We start from the raw sequence: 23,411 nt of genomic DNA, 5'->3' as shown, positions 1-23,411 counted from the left end.
AGGTAATTCATGAATTACCCGTACGATAAAGTATATAGATTGGTGGTAAAAAAAGGTTAGGTTTATTTTTATAGAGGTATTTACCTCTTTTTTTTATGGTATACTGTAGTATAAACAAAGAAGATATTGGAGGTAGAAATTTGAATAGAACAGAGATAATCCAAATAATAAAAACACATGAAAAAACTATAAAATCTTTTGGGATAGATAAGATAGGTATCTTTGGATCATATGCAAAAGAAATTCAAAATGAAAATAGTGATATAGATATACTTGTTAAATTTAAAAAAGTCTCTAGAATTTCAAGATCTTACTTTGGTTTGAAATTTTATTTAGAAGATTTGTTAAAAAAAGAAGTGGATTTATGTAGGGAGAAAGATTTAAGGGCAGAGTTAAAAGAAGAAATCTTAAGGAGTGTAATATATGTCTCGTAAGTGGAAATTGAGAGTAGAAGATGCTTTACAGTCTATTTCTTATATTATAGAAGATACAAAAGGAATGTCTTATGATGAATTTGAAGAAAATAGGTTAGTAAGACAAGCTGTTGAAAGAAATCTTGAAATAATAGGGGAGGCTTTGAATAGAATTCCTGATAAAATACAAGAAAAATATCCTGAAATTCCATGGAGAGAAATAATAGGCATGAGAAATTTTGTAATACATCAATATTTTCAAGTTGCACAAGATATAGAGTGGGATATAATTACAAATGAATTAGGAGATCTGAAAGAAAATTTAATAAAAATAAAAAAAAATGAATCGGATGAATTGTAATAAATAAATTCTTTCATTCTATACAGATTTATTTACTTAGGGAGCACTAAACTCTGGGATCTCTGAGCCTCTGCGTTGATAGATTTTAATAATTCGTGATAGGGTTTCAAAATATTGTAGAGGTAATTCATGAATTACCCGTACGATAAAGTATATAGATTGGTGGTAAAAAAAGGTTAGGTTTATTTTTATAGAGGTATTTACCTCTTTTTTTTTGTAAAAAATAAAATTAATTCAAAATTTTTTTTATTTCATTTTTTCTAAAAGTACTATATTTTTAATATCTTTTATCTATATTATTTTATTTTTAATTAAAAATTAATTTAATTTTTATTAAAATTTTAGTTATTTGAAGAAGGAAAAAAATCCTTGTGCCTGTAGACGTGCACATGCAAGAAAAATATTGATTTATATGAAATACTATAAATAAGAAAGAAAATATAAATGTTTTAAGGGAGGAGGAAAACATATGAATTACGGTCAAAAAAAAATAATAGAGACACAACAAGAATTTTTTACTACAGATTCATTTGCTAATATATTAGGAGTAGCTCCATGTACTGTACGGCGATATATTCGAGATGGACTCTTAACTGGAATAAAAATTTCTGGAGTTTACCTTATCTTTCTTTCAGATGCTTTAAATTACATAAATAAATTTAATTAACTCCTACTTTAATTTTTTGATAATCACAAAAATCGAGTAGATTAAATTTCAATTTTTTTGCCATGTTATTGTTTTTTCTAAAATACAAGGAGGTAAAATTATGAAAACAGTACCAGAAAAGAAATTGATGTTGTCAGCAAAGATTTCTAGAACTCAAAAAACTTATGAAAAAAAAGAGGCATACTTGAAAGAAATTGCTGATGACAGAGCAACTCTAGAATTTCTTAATGAAAGAGAAACAGCAGGGGAACCTATGCCAAGTTATTCAAATTATAGTAATTACACTGAGTGGAAAGATACAGTAAAAAAAGAGATAGAAAGAGCAGAGACTACTATATCAAATTTGGAGAATAGAATGATAGAAGTAGAAGCATTCCAATACTATGTGGATACTTATACAAAAACTGGTGAGTAAGTTGAGTTTTAGGGAGGTAATAAATATTGCAGAGATAGTTCTTCCCTTTCTTAGAAACATAAGAAAAGAAAAAGAAAAAGTAGAAGTTGTAAAAAATCATGAACTTTTCCATTACTTTAATTTGGTTCAAAGACAAAAAATATATTGTATGGATCAAAATAATCAGAAGATCTTTGGCAGGATTATGAGAGATTATGTCCCTGCCTTTAGATCTCTCTTGGGTGAATCTAAACAAGTTGTATTGAGTCATGAGTATTGGGAGGAGTTTATGAAATCTAGACAAAAACTTATTCCTATGGATAAAGCGATAGAGGAGGAGTTCTTTCACTTGGAAAAAATAATATTTCAATGTCTAAAGGATGAAGTTTTTCAAGAAAAATATGAATTTATATATTTTGTATTTTCATTATATTTATTCTATTTAAAAATTGTAGTGGATATAGAGGGAAGGTTAGTTTGTGAAGTAAAAAGTAAGAATGAAAAGAAAAAAGAGTATAGAGAAAAGAAAAAAACTAGTCACCAATGGCATGAAAAGTATTAGAAGGTTCCAAAAGTTTCCGCTTTTGATACGGGATACAGAGTAAGGATAACAGAGTATAGATAGGGTTCTAACTAAGAAGGGAAAAGATATCAACGCAGAGGAAAAAGAGTACACAAAGGATCGCAGAGGAAAAATAAATTTTAGGTTTTAACTCTGTGAACCTCTCATCTTGCCTCGGTGAATCTCTGTGTTAATCAAGTTTTTAATCCATAGAAATCTGTGTCAAAAAAAACTAAATTTATTGGAGGTGAGATCCATGTTTGTTAAAAATAGATCAGATCCCCTTATCCATATAAAACAGATATTATCTAGAGATGATATATCTAAGGTAGAGAAAATAATTCTCACTAGAATCATGTTAGAACCATATGATGAATTTATATTTTCAATAAAAAATTATAGTGAAGATGTAAAGATATCTATAAGTGGAATAAAAAAATCATTGATTCACTTGGAAAAATTGGGGATTCTAGCTAGAGCAATAAAAATAGGTGGTAGATATAGATATACTCTAAAATGTAATAAATTTTAGGCAGAATAAGGCCACTCACGCTACCCTTAAGGCTATTTCTAACCCCCTTAAGGCCACTCAGTGGCCTTTTATATTTATTGCCTCTCAATCCCAATGTTTTCAATAGGTTAAAGGCTTCCTTATTTGCTATATTTCAACTATGGAGGTGCTATCTATAGAGATAGTTTTTAGACGGCCTTAGGAGGGAAATGAGGAGCTTTTTGAAGTGAGAAGTGAAAAAAAATTAAAAATTGAAAGTGTATAGTTGAAAAAGAAAAGAAAAGAAAAAATCAATATGGGTGTATAATTAAAGTAGACTTTCCAAAAGAGGTGATAACCTATGAAATATATATCTATAACTCATAAAAAATATAAATATAAACTCCTACAATTAGAATTTTTTACTATTCCAAAACCTAAACTACTTAAACCCATTAAAGAAGAATATTTTACTTTTGATGAAAAAACTCTGGATTTAAATATTTTAGAGGGATATAGTTGGGATGGTGCAAGTGGTCCTGCTATAGATACACAAAACTTTATGAGAGGTTCCCTCCTCCATGATTGCCTATATCAATTGATTAGAGATGGATATATAACACCTTTATATAGAAAAATAGCAGATACTCTACTTCGAAAAATATGCAGAGAAGATGGGATGAGTTTTATAAGAGCAGCATGGGTTTACTTGGGAGTGAGGATGTTTGGGTGGAGGGCAATAAAAATCTAAAAAAACTAAGTGAGAGAAGAAAATGTATAGTTGAAAGTTGAAAGTGTATAGTTAAAATCAAGAAGAGAAGCTAGTCACAAATGACACTAATGAACACGAAGAAGAGAACAGAGAAAAGATAAAAACTTGGACATGGAGATACACAGAAGAAAAAAAGAGATACCCAGAGAAATTCTCTGTAAAACTCTAACCTAGATCTCAAAGACTTCTGTGTTGTAGCAGTAAGATGTTTTACATTGGTGTAATTCGTGACAAAGTTTTTTTTAAGAAAGGGAGTTTTATAATTAAGAGAAAAAGCTCTCAAGACTGAGAGCTTTTTTTTAAATTATTTTTGATAGCTATATGGTGTAAAAGGTGGTGTAACTTGATTAGCAGAAGTAGTTGAAATAGTAGACATACCCACTGCCATTGTTCCGGCAGAACTAGCACCTTCCATACCCGGAGCAGCTTCACCACTACCTCCAGCACTTACGTCCATTCCAAAAGCAGCCATAAATGAATCTGAAAGATTACTTTGAGGAGCAGGGGTAGAGGAAGAAGTAGAAGTAGCTACCTCTTCTTGTACTTGTGCGTTACTATCATTTTCTTCAGCATTAGCTCCTATACTCATTAGAGTAGTAAGAGCAAATATTAAAAATATTTTTTTCATATAAATTACCTCCGTTTAAAAAATTAAAATACAAAACCGACTGATAGTGTACCTAAAAATTTGATTTCGTCTACTGCTTTATCTTCTTTGAAAAGATCTTGAGCGGCTAACCCTATAGAAACAGGATAATTTGGCATAGGAACGATACTCGTACCAAAAGTAGTTATACCAGATGAATAATCTAATACTAAACTCATTTGAGGATGAACATATACTGCTCCTGAAACAAATTCTCCCCACTTATTTTTTCTTTCATTTCTAGTAGTCTTGATATCGTCTTTACTAATATCTGCATAACTATTACTTCCTACTCCTACAGTGATAATAACTGGGGCAACATCATTTGGTAAAAGTTTAGTAACAGCAACGTAATAACTAGGATCTAGTTTATCATCATTGGTAGCGTGCCACACATCTACATTGGAAACACCTACAGCAGCTCCAAGTCCATAAGCAGTAAAAGTCTTACCTAAACTAAGATTAACAGAGCCTCTATTACCAGCTCCTCCATCACTAGGGTCTATACTACCAAGTGATAATGATGCAGCTCCTCCAACAGATTTAATCGGATCTCCAAATCCTCCACCGAGAGCTAGACCACCATCGGTATCTCCACTATAAGAAGTTCCGGCAACTCCCATAAAAGCTGTTCCAAATCCAGGAACTAAACCAGATGGAGCTCCAAAAGAGAACCCAGGGGCAGTTGCAAGGTTACTAAAATCATCTACTAAATAAAAGTATTTATCAGATTTTGTTTCTTGGGATGCTACCCTTAACTCGGAAAGAGCACTAGATGATGTAGCAATGTTGGCAACATTTTCAGCCATAGTAAGACTACTTATCAAAAGCCCTCCAAAAATAATATTTTGTTTCAAATTCATAATTTCCTCCCTTTATATCATTTTTTATTATCTTTATAATCAAGTATAAATTTAATATCATTTTTATTTTCTTCTAATATTTCTATTTTTATTTTTTCTAGTAGAGAAAAATTGCTAACACCAGGGATAGGTTCACGGTAGAAGAATCTATCATTATTTGTTACCGCCATTTCAGGTTTATTAATTGTAGAAAAAGCCCAACTAGATGTTATGTATTTTTTTTTATTAAATTTAAGGAGTTCACCATTTATAATCTCATATAATGGTTTTTCATTTGAAGACATAATAGTGACTAGGTGATTGAAGTCTGTATATCCTTCATCTATATGCCATATTAAAAGTCCTTTTTTATAGGGGATATTTAATCTTGTATAAAGTAGGCCTTCATCGATACTATCATTTAAAAGGTTTCGATATTCTATTAGAAGATACCTTTTTAAAATTTTATCTGTAAGAGTATGAGTAAAACCATTATATTTAAATTTTTTTTTATTATCTTTAAAATTAATATGTTTATTAGAACCAAATGACATAGTTAAATTTGAAATATATGCTCCTTTTGTGCCTTCCTTTATATATGGAATTAAATTAACTGTAACATCAACTCTTTCTCCGTTAAAAGGCTTTAAATTATATTTTAAAGCTATCCATTTTCCAGCTCTACTTTTTTCATGATTTAAGTTTTTTAATAGATGCCATTTCTCTTTTCCTTGCTTACGAACATAGACTTTTGCTATATCTAAATGTTGCTCTGAATTAAACCAAACATCAAAACTTAAGATATTATCTTGTTGTTTTGGGAGGAAAACAGAAAATGTAATATTATCTTCTGAGTTATGATCATTGTTTGTATAAAAAAGTATCCTATCGTCTACAGGGATATCTATTTTTTTTCCTGGAAGATTTATTTTTATGATATTATTTGAATATTTATTATTACTAGAAAAAAGTTTAATAATATTATTGTTTTTGAGGTCTTCTAAATCATATTCTTTTATATTAGCCCAAAAACTAGGGATGCCTTTATTGTTATGTTTTTTTTGGAGATTATAACGGTGATAAGCGCCTAAAGAATTAGGCATGCTACCAATAATTTCTCCACAGTAAATATGACCCATAATGGACCAATAGCCTACAGTAGATTCATTTTTGTAAAGATCAGATAATCCTAAGTAATGACCTATTTCATGGATATAGAGGTCTAAAGGGATATCTTGAGGGACTAAAAAGTATTTATCAATTTTCCAAGTTTTGTTATTATGATCTTTAAAATAATAATATTTATTTTTAGAAATATTTTGAATTCTATTAAAGTGTGGCCAAATAGCTTCACTTCCTAAAGAATTGTGTATCTCTTCTCCTTTTCCTGAATAAATTATACTAAGACAATCTATAATGTTATCATTGTTTAGATCATATTTGGAAAAATCTATTTTATTTTCGACTAATTTTTCGATAGAGAAATCTACCAAATGAGATGCTCGTGTAGAATCACCATCTTTACTAATGTTTTTTCCATAGTATTCTGCATCTTTAGGCGCTGTAAACCAACCGTAGATATCACCTTTACTTCCTTTTAAAATAAATGAATTACCAGATTCTATTTTAAAATATTCTTTAGCAGAGAGAAATTTTTGTCCGTTGTAACCTATATATCCACTTTGTCCAAAAAACATTTTTTCATATAATTTTGGAGTGAAGTCTTCACCTAAACGATTATTAATTAATTCACTTTCTTTATGTTGTAAGTCATAGTATCTATAATCGGGGAAATCTATTAAAACTGTAAGAGGTTTAAAAATTTCTCCAAATAAAAAAATACAACTAATTAAGAATAAAATTATGATTTTCATAAAACCTCCATAAAAGTTTTAAATTTAGTTAAAATTTAAGATATCTTAATTATACTGTTTTTACAGTGTTTTAACAAATAAAAATATAGAATATATGTATATTTATATTTATATTTATTTCATCTTAAAAATTAGTCGTTTTTTAATTAAAATTAAAGTTATATTGTTTATACGACTTTTTTAGAAATTCCCTTTAAAAATAGAATTTTTTTTTGGTTATGAGCAAGAAAAAGACTAGTCACAAATTACACAAATAAATACGAAAGAAATCTTAAAAATCTTTGGATACGGAGATCACGGAGAAGGGCATAGAACGCGGATGTCTCTGACATACACGGATAAAAGCTGTGAAGAAGCAGGATTTTTAATTTTTTGGTTAAAACCAAAGCAATTATAGGAAATCTCAACTTATTATGTATAACGTTAATTGAGGTGATATTAATGAAATATGAAAAAATAACTTTTGATATTATTAAATCATTTTATAAAATTTATAATACTTTAGGTCATGGGTTTTTAGAAAAAGTTTATGAAAATTCTCTATCATTAGAATTAAAAAAATTAGGCTATACTGTAGAATCACAGAGGGCAATTAATGTATATTATGATAACCAAGAAGTAGGGAATTATTATGCAGATCTATTAATAAATGATGAAATAATTTTAGAGTTAAAAGTTGTCGAAAAACTAAAAGATGAACATAAATTTCAGTTGATTAATTATTTAAAGGCTACAGATATTGAAAATAGGATTATTATTAAATTTTGGAAAAAATCCAGAAGTTAAAAGAGTTGTCTTTGCAAATAAGAAATAGAGAAGAAAAAGAAATAGAACGCGGATGTATAAAATATACATACACGGAAGAAACTTTAATGATCACAGATTTTTCTGTGTATCTCGATAGAGATACGCGTTCTATGAATTTAAAGATTTTATCCGTGTAATTCGTGACAAAAAAAGATCCTCAGTGTATCTCTAATTTTAATCTCAGTGAAGCTCAGTGTCTCTGCGTTGAAAGGTTTTAAATGTTTTTAAAATACTTTTTTACAAAATAGACAAAATGAGCTATAATACAAGGAAAGAAAAGGTTTATTAGGAGGGTGAAAATGGCTACATTTTTAACGGTAATTTTATTTATACTTGCAATCTCTTTAATGGTTTTGGTAATTATGCAACCTGATAGAAGTAAGGGTATGAGTGGTGGAATAGGAACTGGTGCTACCAATAGTATTTTTGGTGTACACGATGATGGTGGACCCTTAGCTAAGGCTACAGAATTTGTAGCAGCTGGATTTTTAATAGTAGCATTATTACTATATCTAGTAAGTTAAAGATAGGAGGCTGATCTGTAAAAGATTAGCCTCTTTAATTGTGTATGGGATTATGTGCTTATATAATATAGAAAATGAATAATATAAAGCTAGAATTATTCGTGATTAAATACAATAAGAGATTGGTTTAATATTGTACAGAAAATGAAATTTGTGATATAATGGAGATCGAAATGAATACACTTTTTCAAAAAAATTATGATGGAATCAGACCCTTGGCATATGCTATGCGTCCTGAAACTTTAGACGAGTATATCGGTCAGGAAAAAATCATAGGTAAAGGCAGTGTTTTGAGAAAACTAATAGAAATGGGAAAGATGATCAATTCTATTTTTTTTGGTCCTCCTGGGACAGGGAAAACATCTTTAGGTGTGTTGATCTCAAATGAACTAGATTTTAGTTTTGAAAAACTAAATGCAACTACTGCTAACTTAAATGATTTTAGGAAAGTTATAGATAGAGCCAATAGAAGGCTAGAATTAGAAAACAAGAGAACACTCTTATTTTTAGATGAAATCCATAGATTTAATAAATTACAACAAGATGCACTTTTACCTCATACAGAAGATGGGCTAATAGTGCTAATAGGAGCTACTACAGAAAATCCATATTATGCACTTAATAATGCTCTTCTTTCGAGATCTATGATCTTTGAATTTGAAAAGTTAAATAGAGATGAAATATTAAAACTCATAGATAATGCATTGATTTTTAAAAATAAAAAAATGGATTCAGAGATAAAATTTTATATTGAGGAGCTCTCTGGAGGAGATGGAAGGATAGCTCTAAACTATCTAGAATTGATCTCAGAAGTTGGTGAAACTATGAATCTAGAGGAGATAGAAAATCTACTTCAAAAGAGAAAAGCTGGTTATCATAAAAAAGAAGATAAATATAATACTATTTCAGCATTTATTAAAAGTATCAGAGGATCAGATCCAGATGCTGCAGTATATTGGCTGGCTAAGATGCTAGATGGAGGAGAAGATCCAAGATATATTGCTAGAAGACTATTAATCAGTGCTTCAGAAGACATAGGATTAGCTAATCCAGAAGCTCTAACTATGGCTAATGCTGCTATTATGGCTTGTGAGAAAATAGGAATGCCAGAGGTAAGAATTATATTATCAGAAGTGACTATCTATCTTGCAATATCTTCTAAGTCATCGAGTTCATATGAGGCTATCAACTCTGCTATGATAGATATAAAAAATGGAATTATAGAAGAGGTGCCAACTCACCTAACTGATTTAGGTAAAAAAGATTATAAATATCCCCATGAATATGATGGTAATTTTGTATATCAAGAATATAAAAATAATAATAAAGTTTATTACCTTCCGCAAAAGAATAAGAATGAAAGACTAATTTTAGAAAAACTAAACAAGTTGTGGAAGATCAAATATAGTAGAGAAAATAATTAAATATATGCCAAACGAGGCAAAAGAGGAGACACAGTGAACATAAAGAATATAGCTATTATAGCTCATGTAGACCACGGTAAAACAACATTAGTAGATGCAATGTTAAGACAATCAGGAGTATTCGGAGACAGAGAAGAACTTGTTGAAAGAGCGATGGACTCAAATGATATCGAAAAAGAAAGAGGAATCACAATCTTATCTAAGAATGCATCCCTTGATTTTGGGGGATATAAAATAAATATCGTAGATACTCCAGGCCATGCTGACTTTGGTGGAGAAGTACAGAGAGTATTAAAAATGGTAGATTCAGTATTATTATTAGTAGACGCATTTGAAGGTGTAATGCCTCAAACTAAATACGTACTAAAGCAAGCATTAGAGCATGGATTAGATCCAATTGTTGTAGTAAATAAGATCGACAGACCAAACTGTACTCCTGAAGAAGTAGTAGACCTAGTATTTGATCTATTTGTTGAATTAGGAGCAAACGATAACCAATTAGAATTCCCAGTAGTATTTGCTTCAGCTAAAAATGGATTTGCAAAGTATGAACTAACTGATGAAGATTTAAACATGCAACCATTGTTTGAAACAATAGTTAAACATGTAAAAGATCCTGAAGGAGATCCTACAGCTCCAGTACAAATGTTAGTTACTAACATAGCTCCAGATAACTACTTAGGAAAATTAGCAACTGGAAGAATCCATAATGGTGTTTTAAATAAAAACCAAGAAGTAACTTTAATCAAAAGAGATGGTGAATTAGTAAACTTCAAGATCACTAGAATATTTGGTGCTGAAGGAATGAATAGAATAGAGTTAGATGCAGCAGTATGTGGAGATATCGTAACAATAGCTGGAACAGAGAAATTTGATATTGGTGAAACAATAGCAGATAGAACTACTCCAATAGCATTACCATTAATAGATATAGATGAACCTACACTAGCCATGACATTCATGGTAAGTACTTCTCCATTTGTTGGAAGAGAAGGTAAATTTGTAACATCTAGACATATTTGGGATAGATTAGTTAAAGAAGTAGAACATAATGTAAGTATGAAAATAGAAAGAACTGAATCTGCTGACGCTTTCATAGTAAAAGGTAGAGGAGAACTTCAATTATCTATATTAATAGAAAACATGAGAAGAGAAGGTTTTGAATTACAAGTAGCGAAACCTCAAGTTATCATGAGAACTATAGATGGAGTAAAATGTGAACCTATTGAATTAGCTATAATTGACGTAGCAGATGAATTCACTGGTGTAGTAATCGAAAAGTTAGGAATTAGAAAAGGTGAAATGATCAACATGGTTCAAGGAACTGATGGATATACAAGATTAGAATTCAAAGTACCTGCAAGAGGACTTATCGGATTCAGAAATGAATTTATGACAGAAACTAGAGGAACAGGAATATTAAACCATTCATTCTTCGACTATGAAACATATAAAGGGGAAGTACCAACTAGACAAAGAGGAGTATTAATCTCTATTGAACATGGTGCAACTACTGCATATTCATTAGGTAATGTACAATCTAGAGGAACTTTATTTGCCAATGCTGGATTAGAAGTATATGAAGGTATGATCGTTGGGCAACATTCTAGAGAAAATGACCTTACAGTTAATGTAACTAGAGGAAAGCAACTTACAAATATGAGAGCTTCTGGAACAGATGCTGTTACAAAGTTAGCTCCAGCTAGAGAATTTACATTAGAGCAAGCATTAGAGTATATTGCTGATGATGAGTTAGTAGAGATCACACCATTAAGCATCAGAATGAGAAAAAGATACTTAACAGAGGGTGACAGAAAAAGAGCAGGAAGAGGAACAGTTAGATAATAAATTTTAAATAGATGTGATTTTTAATCACATCTATTTTTTTTTTATAAAATAATGTACAATTAAAGGGAGAGAAGTGTTTAAATTTATGGAGGGGTAATTCATGAATTACCCGTACGATAGATCTATGTTCTATGAATTCGTGTAATTCAATAGAAAATATATTGGAGATGAAGATACTCGCAAGAGATATACTGTGAAGAAAGTAATGTTCTAACCAAAGAAAAAAACTAGTCACGAATTACACGAATTAACACGAAGAAATAAAAAAGAGAATAGAGCAGGATAACAGAGAATAGAGTACAGATAAAAGAACTAATCAATCTGTGTAATTCATGACAAAAAAATCCAAGGGGATTCAAATTATTTATATTGGAGGTTTTATGAAAAAACTATTTATGACTATGATACTGGGGATATTTTTATTATCTTGCAGTGGTTTACAAAAAGAAAAAACTATAGAGGTAGATAAGATAGAAATACCATACTCTATGGTAGAGCAAAGTATAAATTTGGATGATTCTATGAGTTTCAAATTATTTTTAGAGAGTGGGTTTGATCCAAATTATATAAGTGAAGATGGAGAAACTCTTTTGATGAAGATAGTTAAAAATAACAGTCTTAAAAGTTTGAAGGAAATCGTGACTTATGGGGTAAATTTAGAAAGTGAAACTCCTCTAAAAAAAAGAAAAAATACGACATCTTATGAGGCAACTAAAAGAGCAGTAGATTTTATAAAAACTAAAAAATCTTTAGATATTTTAGTAGAGGCTGGTGCAGATATAAATTATATAGATAATTTAGGAGTTCCCCTTATTATAAAATTTATAAAAGAAGGCCGTAATAGTTATGTAGAAAAGTTGATTTTAGAAGGAGCTAATATAGATATAGCGGATAAAAGTCAGTGGACTCCTCTAATGTGGGCAACGTCTAAGAAAAATAAAGAGGTAGTGAAGTTACTCATAGAAAATAAGGCTGATCTAAATAAAGTAGAGAATAGAAGAAATTCAGCTATATATTATGCGTATGATGAAGATATTATCAGAATGTTTTTGACAAAAGATCTAAATTTACATTATATAAATTTAGATGGAGAGAATGTATTAGGAGAGATGTATCTTCGTAGTATATCTAACTCGTATTACCATGCAGTGGAAGATATAATAAAGATAGGTTCAAATAAAAATTATTCTTCATATGGAGATACACCTATAGGAGTAGCTCGTGAAAATAAAGATAAAAAAATGATAGAATTATTGATAAAGATGGGAGTGAAAGAAGATGAGAAGTACTAAAAGAATAAAGGTAGGAGATATTTATATAGGAGGAAGCGAAGATGTAATTATTCAATCTATGACAAATACAAATACGGCAGATATAAAAAAAACTGTAGCTCAGATAAAAAAATTAGAAGATTTAGGATGTCAGCTGGTGAGGGTGACTGTAAACAATATAGATGCAGCAAAAGCAATAAAAGAGATAAAACAACAAATAAATATTCCCTTGGTGGCAGATATTCATTTTGATTATAAATTAGCATTGTTAGCAATAGAAAATGGGATAGATAAACTTCGTATAAATCCCGGAAATATTGGTTCTGATGAAAGGATAAAAGAGGTAGTGGATAAGGCAAAAGAATATAATATACCCATCAGGATAGGGGTAAATGGAGGTTCTTTGGAAAAAGAGATCTTGAAAAAATATGGAAAAGTAACACCTGAAGCCTTGGTTGAAAGTGGTATGTATCATATAAATTTACTAGAAAAATATGGATTTGAAAATATAATAATATCACTAAAAGCAAGTAACGTAAAGATAATGAGAAAAGCTTATCAAATAATATCAAATAAGATAAATTATCCATTACATTTAGGAGTAACTGAAGCAGGAACTTATTTTCAAGGGAGCATAAAGTCAGCGATAGGGATAGGAAGTCTTTTAATAGATGGAATAGGCGATACTATCCGTGTATCATTGACAGAAGATCCTACAGAAGAAATAGGTGTGGCTAAAGAAATATTGAAAGTATTGGGGATAGGAGAAACAGGAACAGAAATAATCTCATGTCCGACTTGTGGAAGAACAGAGATTGATCTAATAGGACTGACTAAGAAAGTAGAAAAAAAGTTTTCTAATTATGGAAAACCAGTTAAGATAGCAGTTATGGGATGTATAGTAAATGGACCTGGGGAAGCCCGAGAAGCTGATTATGGTGTAGCTGGAGGAAATGGAGTAGGAGTATTGTTTAAAAAAGGAAAAGTAGTAAAGACGGTTAAAGAGGATGTGATTTTGGAGGAGCTACAGAAGTTAATAGAGGAAGATGGAGAATAGAGAAAACGACAATAAGGAAAGAGTCAAATTTAATCTGTGTCAAAGTTAGTTTTTAATGTTTTTCTGGAGATGAATGAAAAAGTTTATTTTTTCTTATATTGAGGAGAAAAATAAACTTTTTATTAGCTTGTTGCGTCAAAATAATATAGGAGAATGAAATTATGAATTTTGATGAAATATTTGAGACGTATTTTAGTAGGATATACAATAAAATACTGGGAATGGTAAAAAACAAGGAAGACGCTGAAGATATAGCTCAAGATGTATTTTTAACGGTCTATAAAAATTTGAAAAAATTTAGAAATGAGAGTGGGATTTATACGTGGGTATATAGGATAGCTATCAATAAAACTTATGATTTTTTTAGGAGGAAGAAAGAGACATTTGAGCTAAATGAAGAAGTATTGAGTATAGAAGATAACGAAGATGTGACGACAAAAATAGTATTAGAAGAAAAGTTACGATTAATATCTGAAAGAGAGAGGGAGATAATACTCATGAAAGATATATACGGTTATAAACTAAGGGAGATAGGGAAGATAAAAGATATGAAACTCTCAACAGTAAAATCGGTCTACTATAAAGGCTTGAAGGAAATGGGGGGATTATAATGGTTGATTTTAAAGAAAAAATAAACGTAGAGACAAAGGCAAGGATAAAAGTTAATATATACAAGACTTTATTAGAGGAAGAAAAGCATAAAAATAAAAGAAATAGTGCTATTGGACTTTCATTATTTATTGTTGGAATAGTATCTACTTCTACAATCTATCAAATAAGAGATATCAGTCAGCCGCAAAATGTTAGAGTAAATCAAGATCTTGTAAAAACAGTAAGTAGTAGAAATGCTCTGCCTGAATATTTAGAGAAAAAAAATGCAGTAGAGATGAATCTTTTTGATGATCGTTTGTTGAAAAATAAAAAACTTTCAAATGTTAAAGAAGAAGATTTTTTTGTAAGCGATTTTAAAATGTAGGGAGGGAATTTCGATGAGAAGATATATAATATTTGGGTTAATGTTACTAGGATCGATACTCTCCTATTCAAGTATATCTATAAGTAACATGGAAAAAGAACTATCAACAATTGGGATAAGTAATGAAAACATAGAAAATGCAAAAGGGTTATTAAGGGTAGCATTGAAAAAGCATAGGATAATGCTTATTGAATTGGATCAGAAAGAGTTGGAAATAAATAAATTATTGATAGATGATCCTGAAAAAAATTGGTTTAAAATAAATAAATTATTTGATGAGATAGGCCAGGTAAATGCAAATATGAAAAAAAATCAATTAAAAACTCAGATAGATGTAAGAAAATATATATCTAAGGAAGATTATTTAAATGCAAAAGACCTCTATATGGTAAATCGTGGAGCAGTGAAAAGAACAACTATAGATGTAAAGATAAATAAAGATTAAGTCATGGGAAACCATGGCTTTTTTTACTTTGAAAAAAATTATATAATATTATTATAAAAATAATAAAAGAGGTGTAAAATGAAAGAATTATATAAAATAGAAATAGATGAAGAAGGAGTGTTTATAGAGAGACCAAATAGATTTATTGCTCATGTAAGGTTAGACAATGGTTCGGAAGAAATTGTACATGTCCATGACTCAGGGAGGATAAAGGAACTCCTATATGAAGGAAATAAAGTAAAAATAAGACGTGCAACCAATCCTAATAGAAAAACAAAATGGGATATGATCAGTGGAAGGGCCTCAGATGGAGAAGATATTCTTATAAATTCGAGTTTTCATAGATATATATCGGAAAATTTATTAAATGATTTTGAGATATCCCCCATAGGAAAGATAGATAAACTAAAGGCAGAAGTAAAATATGGGAAATCTAGGTTAGACTATCTTTTAGAAAAAGAAGGTAAGAAAATCTGGGTAGAAGTAAAGGGAGTTTCCTTAGCAGAAGATAGAGTGGCAATGTTTCCAGATGCTCCTAGTGAAAGAGCTGTGAGGCATCTAAAAGAACTTATTGAATTAAAAGAAAGTGGAGATAGAGCAGCAGTAATTTTATTAGTTTTTAGGAGTTCAGATATTTTTAGACCTAGGTATGAGACCGATCCAAAATTCAATGAATATTTTTATAAAGCAATCTCAGCAGGAGTAGAAATATACCCTATACAACTATCTCTAGATGATGGTACTATAAACTATAGAGGAACACTAGATATAATGAATAAAAGTGTGCTTAGCACAATGGGGGGATAAAAGTGGCAAATTTTAAATTTGTACAAAATAAAAAATGTGAGTATTTTCCATGTCATACAGTAGCGGATGAGAGTAAATTTAACTGTTTATTCTGTTATTGTCCATTATATATGTTAGGAGAAAAATGTGGTGGGAACTTCAAATATACTCATGGAATAAAGGATTGTAGTAATTGTATAATCACACATATGAAAGATACTGGATATGATTTTGTTCAACAAAAGATGTTAACTGTAATAGACATAGTACAAAATGAATATTTAGAAAATCACAGTAACGAGGAAAAAGTAAATATCAAGTAAATATTAATCAAATTCATAGTAATGTTGAAAGCTCAGAAAATAGCAGAGATAAAATCTCTAAAAATCTATTTTCTGGGTTTTTCATTATATTGAGATATTCTTTAAAAATTCTTTAAAAATTTATTGATCCTTTGGTTTTTTCTAGAATTAAATATTTGATCTGGTGTATCACAGCTAAGGATAGTACCATAGTCCATAAAAACTACCCTATCTGAAACTTGTTTTACAAACTCCATCTCATGACTGACAATTATCATAGTTATTCCTGTATCTTTAAGAGATTCAATAACTGTAAGAACTTCTTTTACCATTTCGGGATCTAGAGCCGATGTAGGTTCATCAAAAAGAAGTATTTCAGGATTTCTAGCAAGAACCCTAGCTATAGCAACCCTTTGCTGTTGGCCTCCAGAAAGAGCTTGAGGGTAGTTGTTCATCTTATCCCCTAGTCCTACCATAGTTAAAAGTTCTTTGGCTTTCTCTAAAGCAGTATTTTTATTTATCTTATCTACAACTATAAGAGGTTCCATGACATTTTCTATAGCAGTTTTATGGGGAAAAAGATTAAAAGATTGAAAGACCATTCCCATTTTTTTTAAAATTTCTAATCTCTCAATTTTTTTAGGATTTCTAGTATTACATACAAGGGGATCACTAAAAATTTCTAATACTCCTGAATCTATTTCTTCTAAATCTATTAGACACCTTAGAAGGGTAGACTTACCACTACCTGAAGGTCCAATAATAGATAAAATTTCTCCCTTTTTGATATTTAATGTTATATTTTTTAAAATATTTAAATCCCCGAATGATTTGTTGATATTTTTTATTTTTATTGACATGAGATCGCCATCCTTTTTTCTAATTTTTTAAATATAAGTAGAATTAAAGTAGATAAAATAAGGTAGAATATTCCACAGATAAAAAATGGAGTTATTGTAAAGTCTCTTGTCACTAATTCCTTTGAATTTCTTAAGATTTCTGCCGTACCTATTATTGAAACTAAAGATGTATCTTTAACAAGAGCTATTGCCTCATTTGAAAGAGGTGGCAAAGCAGTCCTAAGGGCCTGAGGCAAAATTATTCTACTCAAAGTATGCCTATAGCCCATTCCTAATACTTTTGCTGCTTCATACTGACCTTTATTTATTCCTTGAATACTTCCACGGAATATTTCACATAGATAAGCAGAATAATTGATGATAAATGTAATACTTGCTGCCCCAAGTGGGGAAAGTGTTATCCCCATTACTGGCAGTCCATAGTACATGAAAAAAAGTTGTAAAAGAAGTGGAGTACCTCTAAATATCCATGTGTAGAAGGTTACAATTTTTTTTAATATTGAAATTTTAGAAAGTTCCCCTAGTGCTAAAAGTAGTCCTAAAGGGACTGAAAATAATACTGTTACAAGATAAAGTTTCAGAGTAATATCTAACCCCTTTGCGATGTAGTATATGCTATCTATCATAATTTAACTTCTCCTCCCAAACCATTTTTCATATATTTTTTTATAAGTTCCATCTTCTTGCATTTCATCTATAACTTTATCTATTTCGGCAATAAGGGTAGTGTCTTCTTTTCTTATTCCGATACCTGTATATTCAATAGCCAAAGGCTCATTTACGATTGAAAAAATATCTCTTTTTTCTTTTCTTTCTTTTTTAGTAATATAATATCTTCCAACCATAGAATCTATAACAATTGCTTGAGTTCTACCTGCTTCTAAATCTAAAAGCGCTTCTACATTAGTACCATATTTTCTTACGTTTTTTATACTCGAATATACTTTGTTTTTTTCTAGGGCAAAGTAGGAAGAACTTCCCATTTGTAAGCCGACTGTCTTTCCTGCAAGATCTGATATCCCTTTGATATCACTGCCACTTTTGGTTATAATTATTTGCTCTCCACTAAAGTAAGATTTTGAAAAACCAATTTGTTTTTTTCTATCTTTGGTGATAGTCATTCCATTCCATACCATATCTATTTTTTTACTTCTAAGTTCGAAGATGATACCATCCCAATCACAGGGCTTAAATTTAACCTGAACTCCCATTCTTTTGGCAGTTTCTTTGGCTAGATCGATATCAAAACCTACTATATCTCCATTTTCTCCTCTAAACCCCATGGGAGCAAAGGTATCGTCTAATCCCACAGTAAAATATCCATCTTTTTTTATTTTTGTTAAAGTATCTTTTTGTCCCATTGAAAATGCAAAAGATTGTACACCAGCTAATATTAAAATTAATGTTATAAATATTTTTTTCATAAATAAATCCTCCTTAGGTTATTATTATTATTATTATTATTATTGTTGCTGTAATCATTTTATCTCCGGAAAATAAAAAAGCCATCTAGAATATCTAGATGGCTAAACAACAGTGTGAGTTTAACGTTTAAATCATCATAGATAAGAACCAAGTTTTTTTGAAAAACAACATGGATCTGTAACTATGATTAAATCATAATACAAATCCTTATCGATGATGATGATGATGTACTGTAATAAAACTTGAAAATGATTTGTTAAACATTAGACTTTCCTCCTGTATGATTTTTTATTATAATACACCTAAAAAAAAGATATGTCAACAAATAAATTAAATTTCGTTGGAACTTTTTTTCAATATTTCATATATTTTATCTATATTTAGTGAGCTACGAAGGGTCTTCTCCCACTTGTCATACTCATCTGTTTTGAACTTTTCAAAATCAAAATAATCATCTATAGGTTCTAATCCTTTAGATATTCTAATATTATTTATAAAAGTTCTGGTGAAAATCGAATTATCAAAAACTCCGTGGATATAGGTAGCAAGGATATTATTTTTTAAAACTCCTAAATTTGGTTTATTTTCAAAGATAGAACTCTCATTTGAGTCAGTAACTCCTTGATGAATTTCATATCCAGAAACGTTGCAACCCATACAGTTTTTTAAAAGTCCTGTACTATGAGTTATTTTTTCAGTAGTTTGGAATGTCTGTTTTTCTTTTCTCATGGTAGTTGTGATATCTAAAAGTCCTAATCCTTTTATTACTTTATCTTTTGATTCAATCATATGTGGATCTAAAATTTCCTGACCTAAGATTTGGTAACCCCCACAAATTCCCACAATAATTTTACCTTTTTTACTCTGTTCAATGATAGTTTTGTCTATTCCTAATTCTTTTAATTTAATAAGATCTTGAATGGTGTTTTTACTCCCAGGGATGATGATGATATCAGCTTCACAAATCTCAGATTTTGAAAGGGTGAAATTAAGGCTCAAATCTTTGTAGTATGAGAGAGCATCAAAATCTGTATAATTTGACATCTTATCTAATCTAATTACTGCAATATTTAGGTCACTTTTTTCTTGTGTTTTACCAAATTTCTGTGTGAGAATATCTTCTTCCTCAATATTTAGAGGCACCCAAGGGATAACTCCTAAAACAGGTATATCTATTCCTTCTTTTAGGAGACGATTTGTTAGGTCTTCTATTCCAGGCATCAAAAGATCTATATCACCTCTAAATTTATTGATGATAATTCCCTTTATTCTTTTTCTATCTTTTTCATCTAACATAAGGACAGTACCGTAGAGGGAAGCAAAAACTCCACCTCTTTCAATATCTCCTACAAGAATAACAGGAGAATCAATTAATTCTGCCATGCCCATATTGACAAGATCTACATCTCTAAGATTCATTTCAGCAGGAGAACCCCCTCCCTCTAAAACACCTATGTCAAAATTGTTTTCAATAATTTTATAGTTTTTTAAAGCAATGGATTTGAAAAATTCTGTATTTTTAAAATATTCCTTAGCGTTCATATTTTTGTAAGGAATTCCCTCAATGATGATTTGAGAATCGTTATCGGAGTTTGGTTTCATTAGGATAGGATTCATGTATGCCCGAGGTGGAGTATTGCAAGCTTCTGCCTGTACAACCTGAGCTCGTCCCATCTCTAATCCATCTTCATCGATATATGAATTGAGAGCCATATTTTGAGATTTATAGGGTGCTACTTTATTTCCATCTTTATAAAAAATTCTAGCTAAACCAGCTACGATTACACTCTTTCCTGTAGAAGAACCAGTTCCTTGAATCATAATTTTTTTGTGTTTCATAATTTTATTCTCCTTTTCGCTTATGCGAAAGTATAGGGGATAACTCCTACTTCTCCCCAGAAAAATCTAGTGGATTATGTAGTTTTATAACTTTTATAGTGGGGGACCATATGGGTATTTAAACCATTCCCCTTTTAATTAAAGTGTGCATATAGCGGATATAATTTTCTATATTTTAACATTTTTCAATAGAAATCACCACTGAAAAAATTCATAGAAAAATTGAAATTCTAAAAAAAAGCGAATAAAAAATAAAGGATAATTAAATTAGAATGCTAAAAAATGTAGTTCTCTAGAATCTATTAATTGCTTTTACTATTATCTCTATAATTATGATATAATACTAGTTGTTAAAAAATAGAATAAGGAGATGGTGATGATAAAAAAAAATGGGTTAGGTCTTGGTTTAACTATAATTTTACTTGTTGTAGCTATATGGATCTCTAAAAAGTTTGGATGGAATGAAATAAATACGGCATTAATCTTAGGAATAGTCGTAGGGAATTTATTCTTAGGGGCAAAAGCATATAAGTTTTATCCTGGATTTAATTTTGCCAACAAAAAAATCTTACCCATAGCAATCACGTGTTTGGGAGTAAAAATAAACTACATAGTTTTACTAGATTTAGGAATTAAAATTATAGGGTTTGTATTTTTAATAGTTTTGATGTTATTATTTACAGCTAAGTATGTAGCTAAATTTATGGGAGAAAAAGAAGAGTTTGGACTAATATTGGGGTCTGGAGGAGTAGCATGTATAGCAGGATCTTCAGAGGTACTAGGACAGCCAGAGGAAGAGTTTGCCATGGCTATTATTGTTATGAATATTTTGGGATTGACAGCAATGGTCATCATGCCTAGTATAACTAGATTTTTAGAATTTGACGCTACCCAGTCTGCTCTCTATATAGGAGGAACTCTGAGTTCATTTATTCATATAATACCTGCCGCTTATAGTATTGGAGAAAATTCTTTGGGATTAGCACTCCTAATAAAAACAGGGAAATTATTATTTTTCCCATTGATTTTAATTTATATTGCAGGGGTAAAACAGAAAAAAAATGTAGATGGAAAAAAAATAGAATCAAAAAAAATAAAATTACCATTTTTTGTCAAAGGATTTATGGCTGTAGGAGCTTTCTTTACACTTTTAGAATATGGGGTAGAAAAAATAGATCTACAGTGGTATATAGAGGGAGTTAAATATTTAAAGCTCATATTTAGTTATACGTTTAAATATTTATTGATGTTTGCACTGATTGGAATAGGTGGAAAGATAAACATAAAGACTTTATTAATTAATGGGAAGAGACTGATCATGTATTCAATGGTACTTATGGTGGTACAATTAATATTAGGGGCAGGATTGGTAAAAATGTTTTATTAAGTAAAATGGAAAAAATCTAAAATTATAAAATCAATCATAAACATAAATAGAAGGAGTAATAAAATATGAGAGAAATAAAAGAAATGTTAGTTTTGAAAGCTGAGATTGAAAATAGAGGTACAAGGTTGGATGCTTTTTTAAGTGAACAAATAGAAGGATTTACAAAGTCATATACACAAAAACTTATAGAAGACGGGTTAGTAGAGATTGTGGATAAAAATAAAACACGTCCTGGAAATAAATTAAAGGGGAATGAGGAGATAAAAGTAACTATATTAGAAGATGAAATTCTAGATGTTGTTGCAGAAGATATTCCATTAAATATAGTATATGAAGATGAACATATTGTAATAATAAATAAAAAACCAGATATAGTAGTTCACCCAGCAGCAGGACATCATAGTGGGACGCTAGTAAATGCAATAATGTATCATATAAAGGACTTATCTACTATAAGTGGAGTAGTTAGACCAGGGATAGTTCATAGATTAGATAAAAATACTAGTGGACTTATTATTGTAGCAAAAACCAATGAAGCACATCTTAGATTAACAGAGATGTTTAAAGATAAAACTATAAAGAAAACATATCTTGCTATATGTAAAGGGAATTTTAAAACTAAAGAAGGAAGGTTAGAAAACTTAATAGGTAGAGATAGTAAAGATAGAAAAAAAATGACTGTTGTTAGAGAAAAGGGAAAAACAGCTGTAACAAATTATAAAGTAATAAATGAAGTTGAATACTTTAGTTTATTAGAGGTAGATTTAGAAACCGGAAGAACTCATCAAATAAGAGTACATATGAAATATTTAAATCACTCAATATTAGGAGATGACGTATACGGGAAAGCTTCTAAAAAAGCAGATAGACAGATGTTACATGCATATAAATTAAAATTTGATCATCCTGTTACAGGGGAAAAACTGGAAATTATAGGAGATCTACCTGAAGATTTTAAAAAGGTAATGAAAGATTTAGGATTAGAATTTAACGGATAGATGACTCCTTCTAGACCTCACCTCTAACTCCTCTCCTAACGTAGGAGAGAAGAATCTTTAAAGATATTGAAGTGTGGATAATTTGAAGAGTAAAAATATTAAGACAACTAGGGATGGATTCTCTAGTTGTTTTTTTGTTTGGATTACAGACCTCACCTCTAACTCCTCTCATGACATTTATAAATTTCTTTTTATTTATAAGAAATTTATAATATTCGTCAGATCGTAGGAGAGGAGAATTTTTTAAAAAAGTCAAAGTGGGGGTATATTGCTATATATATTTTAAAAGAAAAGAAGTTGAAAAAGTGTTAGAATGAAAATAGAGATGTGAAGTAAGGGGGTAGTGACATAAAATTTATAGAGAGAGTTTATATATATAGAGAAAATGAAACAGAGTATAATTTTGATGATCTTTTACTAGAGAAAAACACGAAAATACAT

The 23,411-nt window shown here is 30.0% G+C and carries 27 protein-coding genes; 20 read left to right on the top strand and 7 right to left on the bottom strand.

Going from position 1 to position 23,411, the window contains the following annotated elements; all coding sequences use genetic code 11:
- Positions 1-140 precede the first annotated feature (140 nt).
- The 7 genes from WBG30_RS02755 to WBG30_RS02725 all read left to right on the top strand — a co-directional run bounded on the left by WBG30_RS02755 (position 141) and on the right by WBG30_RS02725 (position 3,638).
- The gene (locus tag WBG30_RS02755) at positions 141-434 is read left to right on the top strand and encodes a nucleotidyltransferase family protein (RefSeq protein ID WP_424503117.1); all 294 of its coding nucleotides are present in this window, start codon (positions 141-143) and stop codon (positions 432-434) included.
- Positions 424-774, top strand: coding sequence for a DUF86 domain-containing protein (locus WBG30_RS02750; protein ID WP_424503116.1), 351 nt, complete (start codon positions 424-426; stop codon positions 772-774). Before WBG30_RS02755 ends, WBG30_RS02750 begins: the two co-directional genes overlap by 11 nt.
- A gap of 469 nt (positions 775-1,243) precedes the next feature.
- Positions 1,244-1,441: a helix-turn-helix domain-containing protein gene (locus WBG30_RS02745; RefSeq protein WP_424503115.1), complete on the top strand. Its 198-nt coding sequence runs from the start codon at positions 1,244-1,246 to the stop codon at positions 1,439-1,441.
- 100 nt (positions 1,442-1,541) lie between these two features.
- The gene (locus tag WBG30_RS02740) at positions 1,542-1,856 is read left to right on the top strand and encodes a hypothetical protein (protein ID WP_424503114.1); all 315 of its coding nucleotides are present in this window, start codon (positions 1,542-1,544) and stop codon (positions 1,854-1,856) included.
- Between the two features lies 1 nt (position 1,857).
- On the top strand, positions 1,858-2,397 hold the full coding sequence (locus WBG30_RS02735) for a hypothetical protein (protein WP_424503113.1): 540 nt from the start codon (positions 1,858-1,860) through the stop codon (positions 2,395-2,397).
- A gap of 256 nt (positions 2,398-2,653) precedes the next feature.
- Complete coding sequence (locus WBG30_RS02730; protein WP_424503112.1) at positions 2,654-2,929, top strand: hypothetical protein; 276 nt, start codon at positions 2,654-2,656, stop codon at positions 2,927-2,929.
- A gap of 319 nt (positions 2,930-3,248) precedes the next feature.
- Positions 3,249-3,638, top strand: a complete 390-nt coding sequence (locus WBG30_RS02725) for a DUF1353 domain-containing protein (RefSeq protein WP_424503111.1) — start codon at positions 3,249-3,251, stop codon at positions 3,636-3,638.
- Between the two features lie 325 nt (positions 3,639-3,963).
- Here WBG30_RS02725 and WBG30_RS02720 read toward each other — a convergent pair whose 3' ends face one another.
- Genes WBG30_RS02720 through WBG30_RS02710 form a run of 3 tightly spaced genes read right to left on the bottom strand, consistent with a single transcriptional unit; the run spans position 3,964 to position 7,021 of the window.
- A complete protein-coding gene (locus tag WBG30_RS02720) occupies positions 3,964-4,287 on the bottom strand; it encodes a hypothetical protein (protein WP_424503110.1) in 324 nt (107 codons plus the stop codon).
- A 23-nt stretch (positions 4,288-4,310) separates the two neighbouring features.
- Positions 4,311-5,168: a hypothetical protein gene (locus WBG30_RS02715; protein ID WP_424503109.1), complete on the bottom strand. Its 858-nt coding sequence runs from the start codon at positions 5,166-5,168 to the stop codon at positions 4,311-4,313.
- A 17-nt stretch (positions 5,169-5,185) separates the two neighbouring features.
- Positions 5,186-7,021, bottom strand: a complete 1,836-nt coding sequence (locus WBG30_RS02710) for a M6 family metalloprotease domain-containing protein (RefSeq protein WP_424503108.1) — start codon at positions 7,019-7,021, stop codon at positions 5,186-5,188.
- A 441-nt stretch (positions 7,022-7,462) separates the two neighbouring features.
- On the opposite strand from WBG30_RS02710, the gene WBG30_RS02705 reads away from it, so the two are divergent.
- From WBG30_RS02705 to WBG30_RS02655, 11 genes are all read left to right on the top strand, one after another.
- Positions 7,463-7,807 (top strand): GxxExxY protein, encoded by a 345-nt coding sequence (locus WBG30_RS02705; protein ID WP_424503107.1) that lies wholly within the window; start codon positions 7,463-7,465, stop codon positions 7,805-7,807.
- 320 nt (positions 7,808-8,127) lie between these two features.
- Complete coding sequence (gene secG / locus WBG30_RS02700; RefSeq protein ID WP_424503106.1) at positions 8,128-8,352, top strand: preprotein translocase subunit SecG; 225 nt, start codon at positions 8,128-8,130, stop codon at positions 8,350-8,352.
- 173 nt (positions 8,353-8,525) lie between these two features.
- Positions 8,526-9,776 (top strand): replication-associated recombination protein A, encoded by a 1,251-nt coding sequence (locus tag WBG30_RS02695; protein ID WP_424503105.1) that lies wholly within the window; start codon positions 8,526-8,528, stop codon positions 9,774-9,776.
- Positions 9,777-9,809: 33 nt separating this feature from the next.
- Entirely contained in the window at positions 9,810-11,621 is a 1,812-nt protein-coding gene (typA, locus tag WBG30_RS02690; RefSeq protein ID WP_424503104.1) for a translational GTPase TypA, read from the top strand.
- Between the two features lie 383 nt (positions 11,622-12,004).
- Positions 12,005-12,916, top strand: coding sequence for an ankyrin repeat domain-containing protein (locus WBG30_RS02685; RefSeq protein ID WP_424503103.1), 912 nt, complete (start codon positions 12,005-12,007; stop codon positions 12,914-12,916).
- On the top strand, positions 12,903-13,952 hold the full coding sequence (ispG, locus tag WBG30_RS02680; protein WP_424503102.1) for a flavodoxin-dependent (E)-4-hydroxy-3-methylbut-2-enyl-diphosphate synthase: 1,050 nt from the start codon (positions 12,903-12,905) through the stop codon (positions 13,950-13,952). The genes WBG30_RS02685 and ispG overlap by 14 nt, the downstream gene beginning before the upstream one ends.
- A gap of 161 nt (positions 13,953-14,113) precedes the next feature.
- Positions 14,114-14,563 (top strand): RNA polymerase sigma factor, encoded by a 450-nt coding sequence (locus WBG30_RS02675; protein ID WP_424503101.1) that lies wholly within the window; start codon positions 14,114-14,116, stop codon positions 14,561-14,563.
- Complete coding sequence (locus tag WBG30_RS02670; protein WP_424503100.1) at positions 14,563-14,928, top strand: hypothetical protein; 366 nt, start codon at positions 14,563-14,565, stop codon at positions 14,926-14,928. Before WBG30_RS02675 ends, WBG30_RS02670 begins: the two co-directional genes overlap by 1 nt.
- Before the next feature lie 13 nt (positions 14,929-14,941).
- Entirely contained in the window at positions 14,942-15,373 is a 432-nt protein-coding gene (locus tag WBG30_RS02665) for a hypothetical protein (RefSeq protein ID WP_424503099.1), read from the top strand.
- 78 nt (positions 15,374-15,451) lie between these two features.
- Positions 15,452-16,180 (top strand): DNA/RNA nuclease SfsA, encoded by a 729-nt coding sequence (sfsA, locus tag WBG30_RS02660; protein ID WP_424503098.1) that lies wholly within the window; start codon positions 15,452-15,454, stop codon positions 16,178-16,180.
- 2 nt (positions 16,181-16,182) lie between these two features.
- A complete protein-coding gene (locus tag WBG30_RS02655) occupies positions 16,183-16,482 on the top strand; it encodes a cysteine-rich small domain-containing protein (RefSeq protein ID WP_424503097.1) in 300 nt (99 codons plus the stop codon).
- A 101-nt stretch (positions 16,483-16,583) separates the two neighbouring features.
- Here the strand turns inward: WBG30_RS02655 and WBG30_RS02650 are convergent, their stop codons facing one another.
- The 4 genes from WBG30_RS02650 to WBG30_RS02635 form a co-directional block, all read right to left on the bottom strand.
- Entirely contained in the window at positions 16,584-17,321 is a 738-nt protein-coding gene (locus WBG30_RS02650) for an amino acid ABC transporter ATP-binding protein (protein ID WP_424503096.1), read from the bottom strand.
- On the bottom strand, positions 17,312-17,947 hold the full coding sequence (locus WBG30_RS02645; protein ID WP_424503095.1) for an amino acid ABC transporter permease: 636 nt from the start codon (positions 17,945-17,947) through the stop codon (positions 17,312-17,314). Before WBG30_RS02645 ends, WBG30_RS02650 begins: the two co-directional genes overlap by 10 nt.
- Positions 17,948-17,950: 3 nt before the next feature.
- Positions 17,951-18,745 carry an amino acid ABC transporter substrate-binding protein gene (locus tag WBG30_RS02640; RefSeq protein ID WP_424503094.1) on the bottom strand — a complete coding sequence of 265 codons (795 nt, stop codon included), beginning with the start codon at positions 18,743-18,745 and terminating at the stop codon, positions 17,951-17,953.
- 331 nt (positions 18,746-19,076) lie between these two features.
- Entirely contained in the window at positions 19,077-20,585 is a 1,509-nt protein-coding gene (locus WBG30_RS02635) for a cobyric acid synthase (RefSeq protein ID WP_424503093.1), read from the bottom strand.
- A 376-nt stretch (positions 20,586-20,961) separates the two neighbouring features.
- On the opposite strand from WBG30_RS02635, the gene WBG30_RS02630 reads away from it, so the two are divergent.
- Positions 20,962-21,972 carry a putative sulfate exporter family transporter gene (locus tag WBG30_RS02630; protein WP_424503092.1) on the top strand — a complete coding sequence of 337 codons (1,011 nt, stop codon included), beginning with the start codon at positions 20,962-20,964 and terminating at the stop codon, positions 21,970-21,972.
- A gap of 65 nt (positions 21,973-22,037) precedes the next feature.
- On the top strand, positions 22,038-22,970 hold the full coding sequence (locus WBG30_RS02625; RefSeq protein WP_424503091.1) for an RluA family pseudouridine synthase: 933 nt from the start codon (positions 22,038-22,040) through the stop codon (positions 22,968-22,970).
- Positions 22,971-23,411 lie beyond the last annotated feature (441 nt).

Origin of the sequence: Psychrilyobacter sp. (assembly GCF_049671765.1) — a bacterium.
GTDB lineage: Bacteria > Fusobacteriota > Fusobacteriia > Fusobacteriales > Fusobacteriaceae > Psychrilyobacter.
Note: the sequence above shows the minus strand (reverse complement) of the source record. Positions and strands in the feature narration are given on the sequence as shown.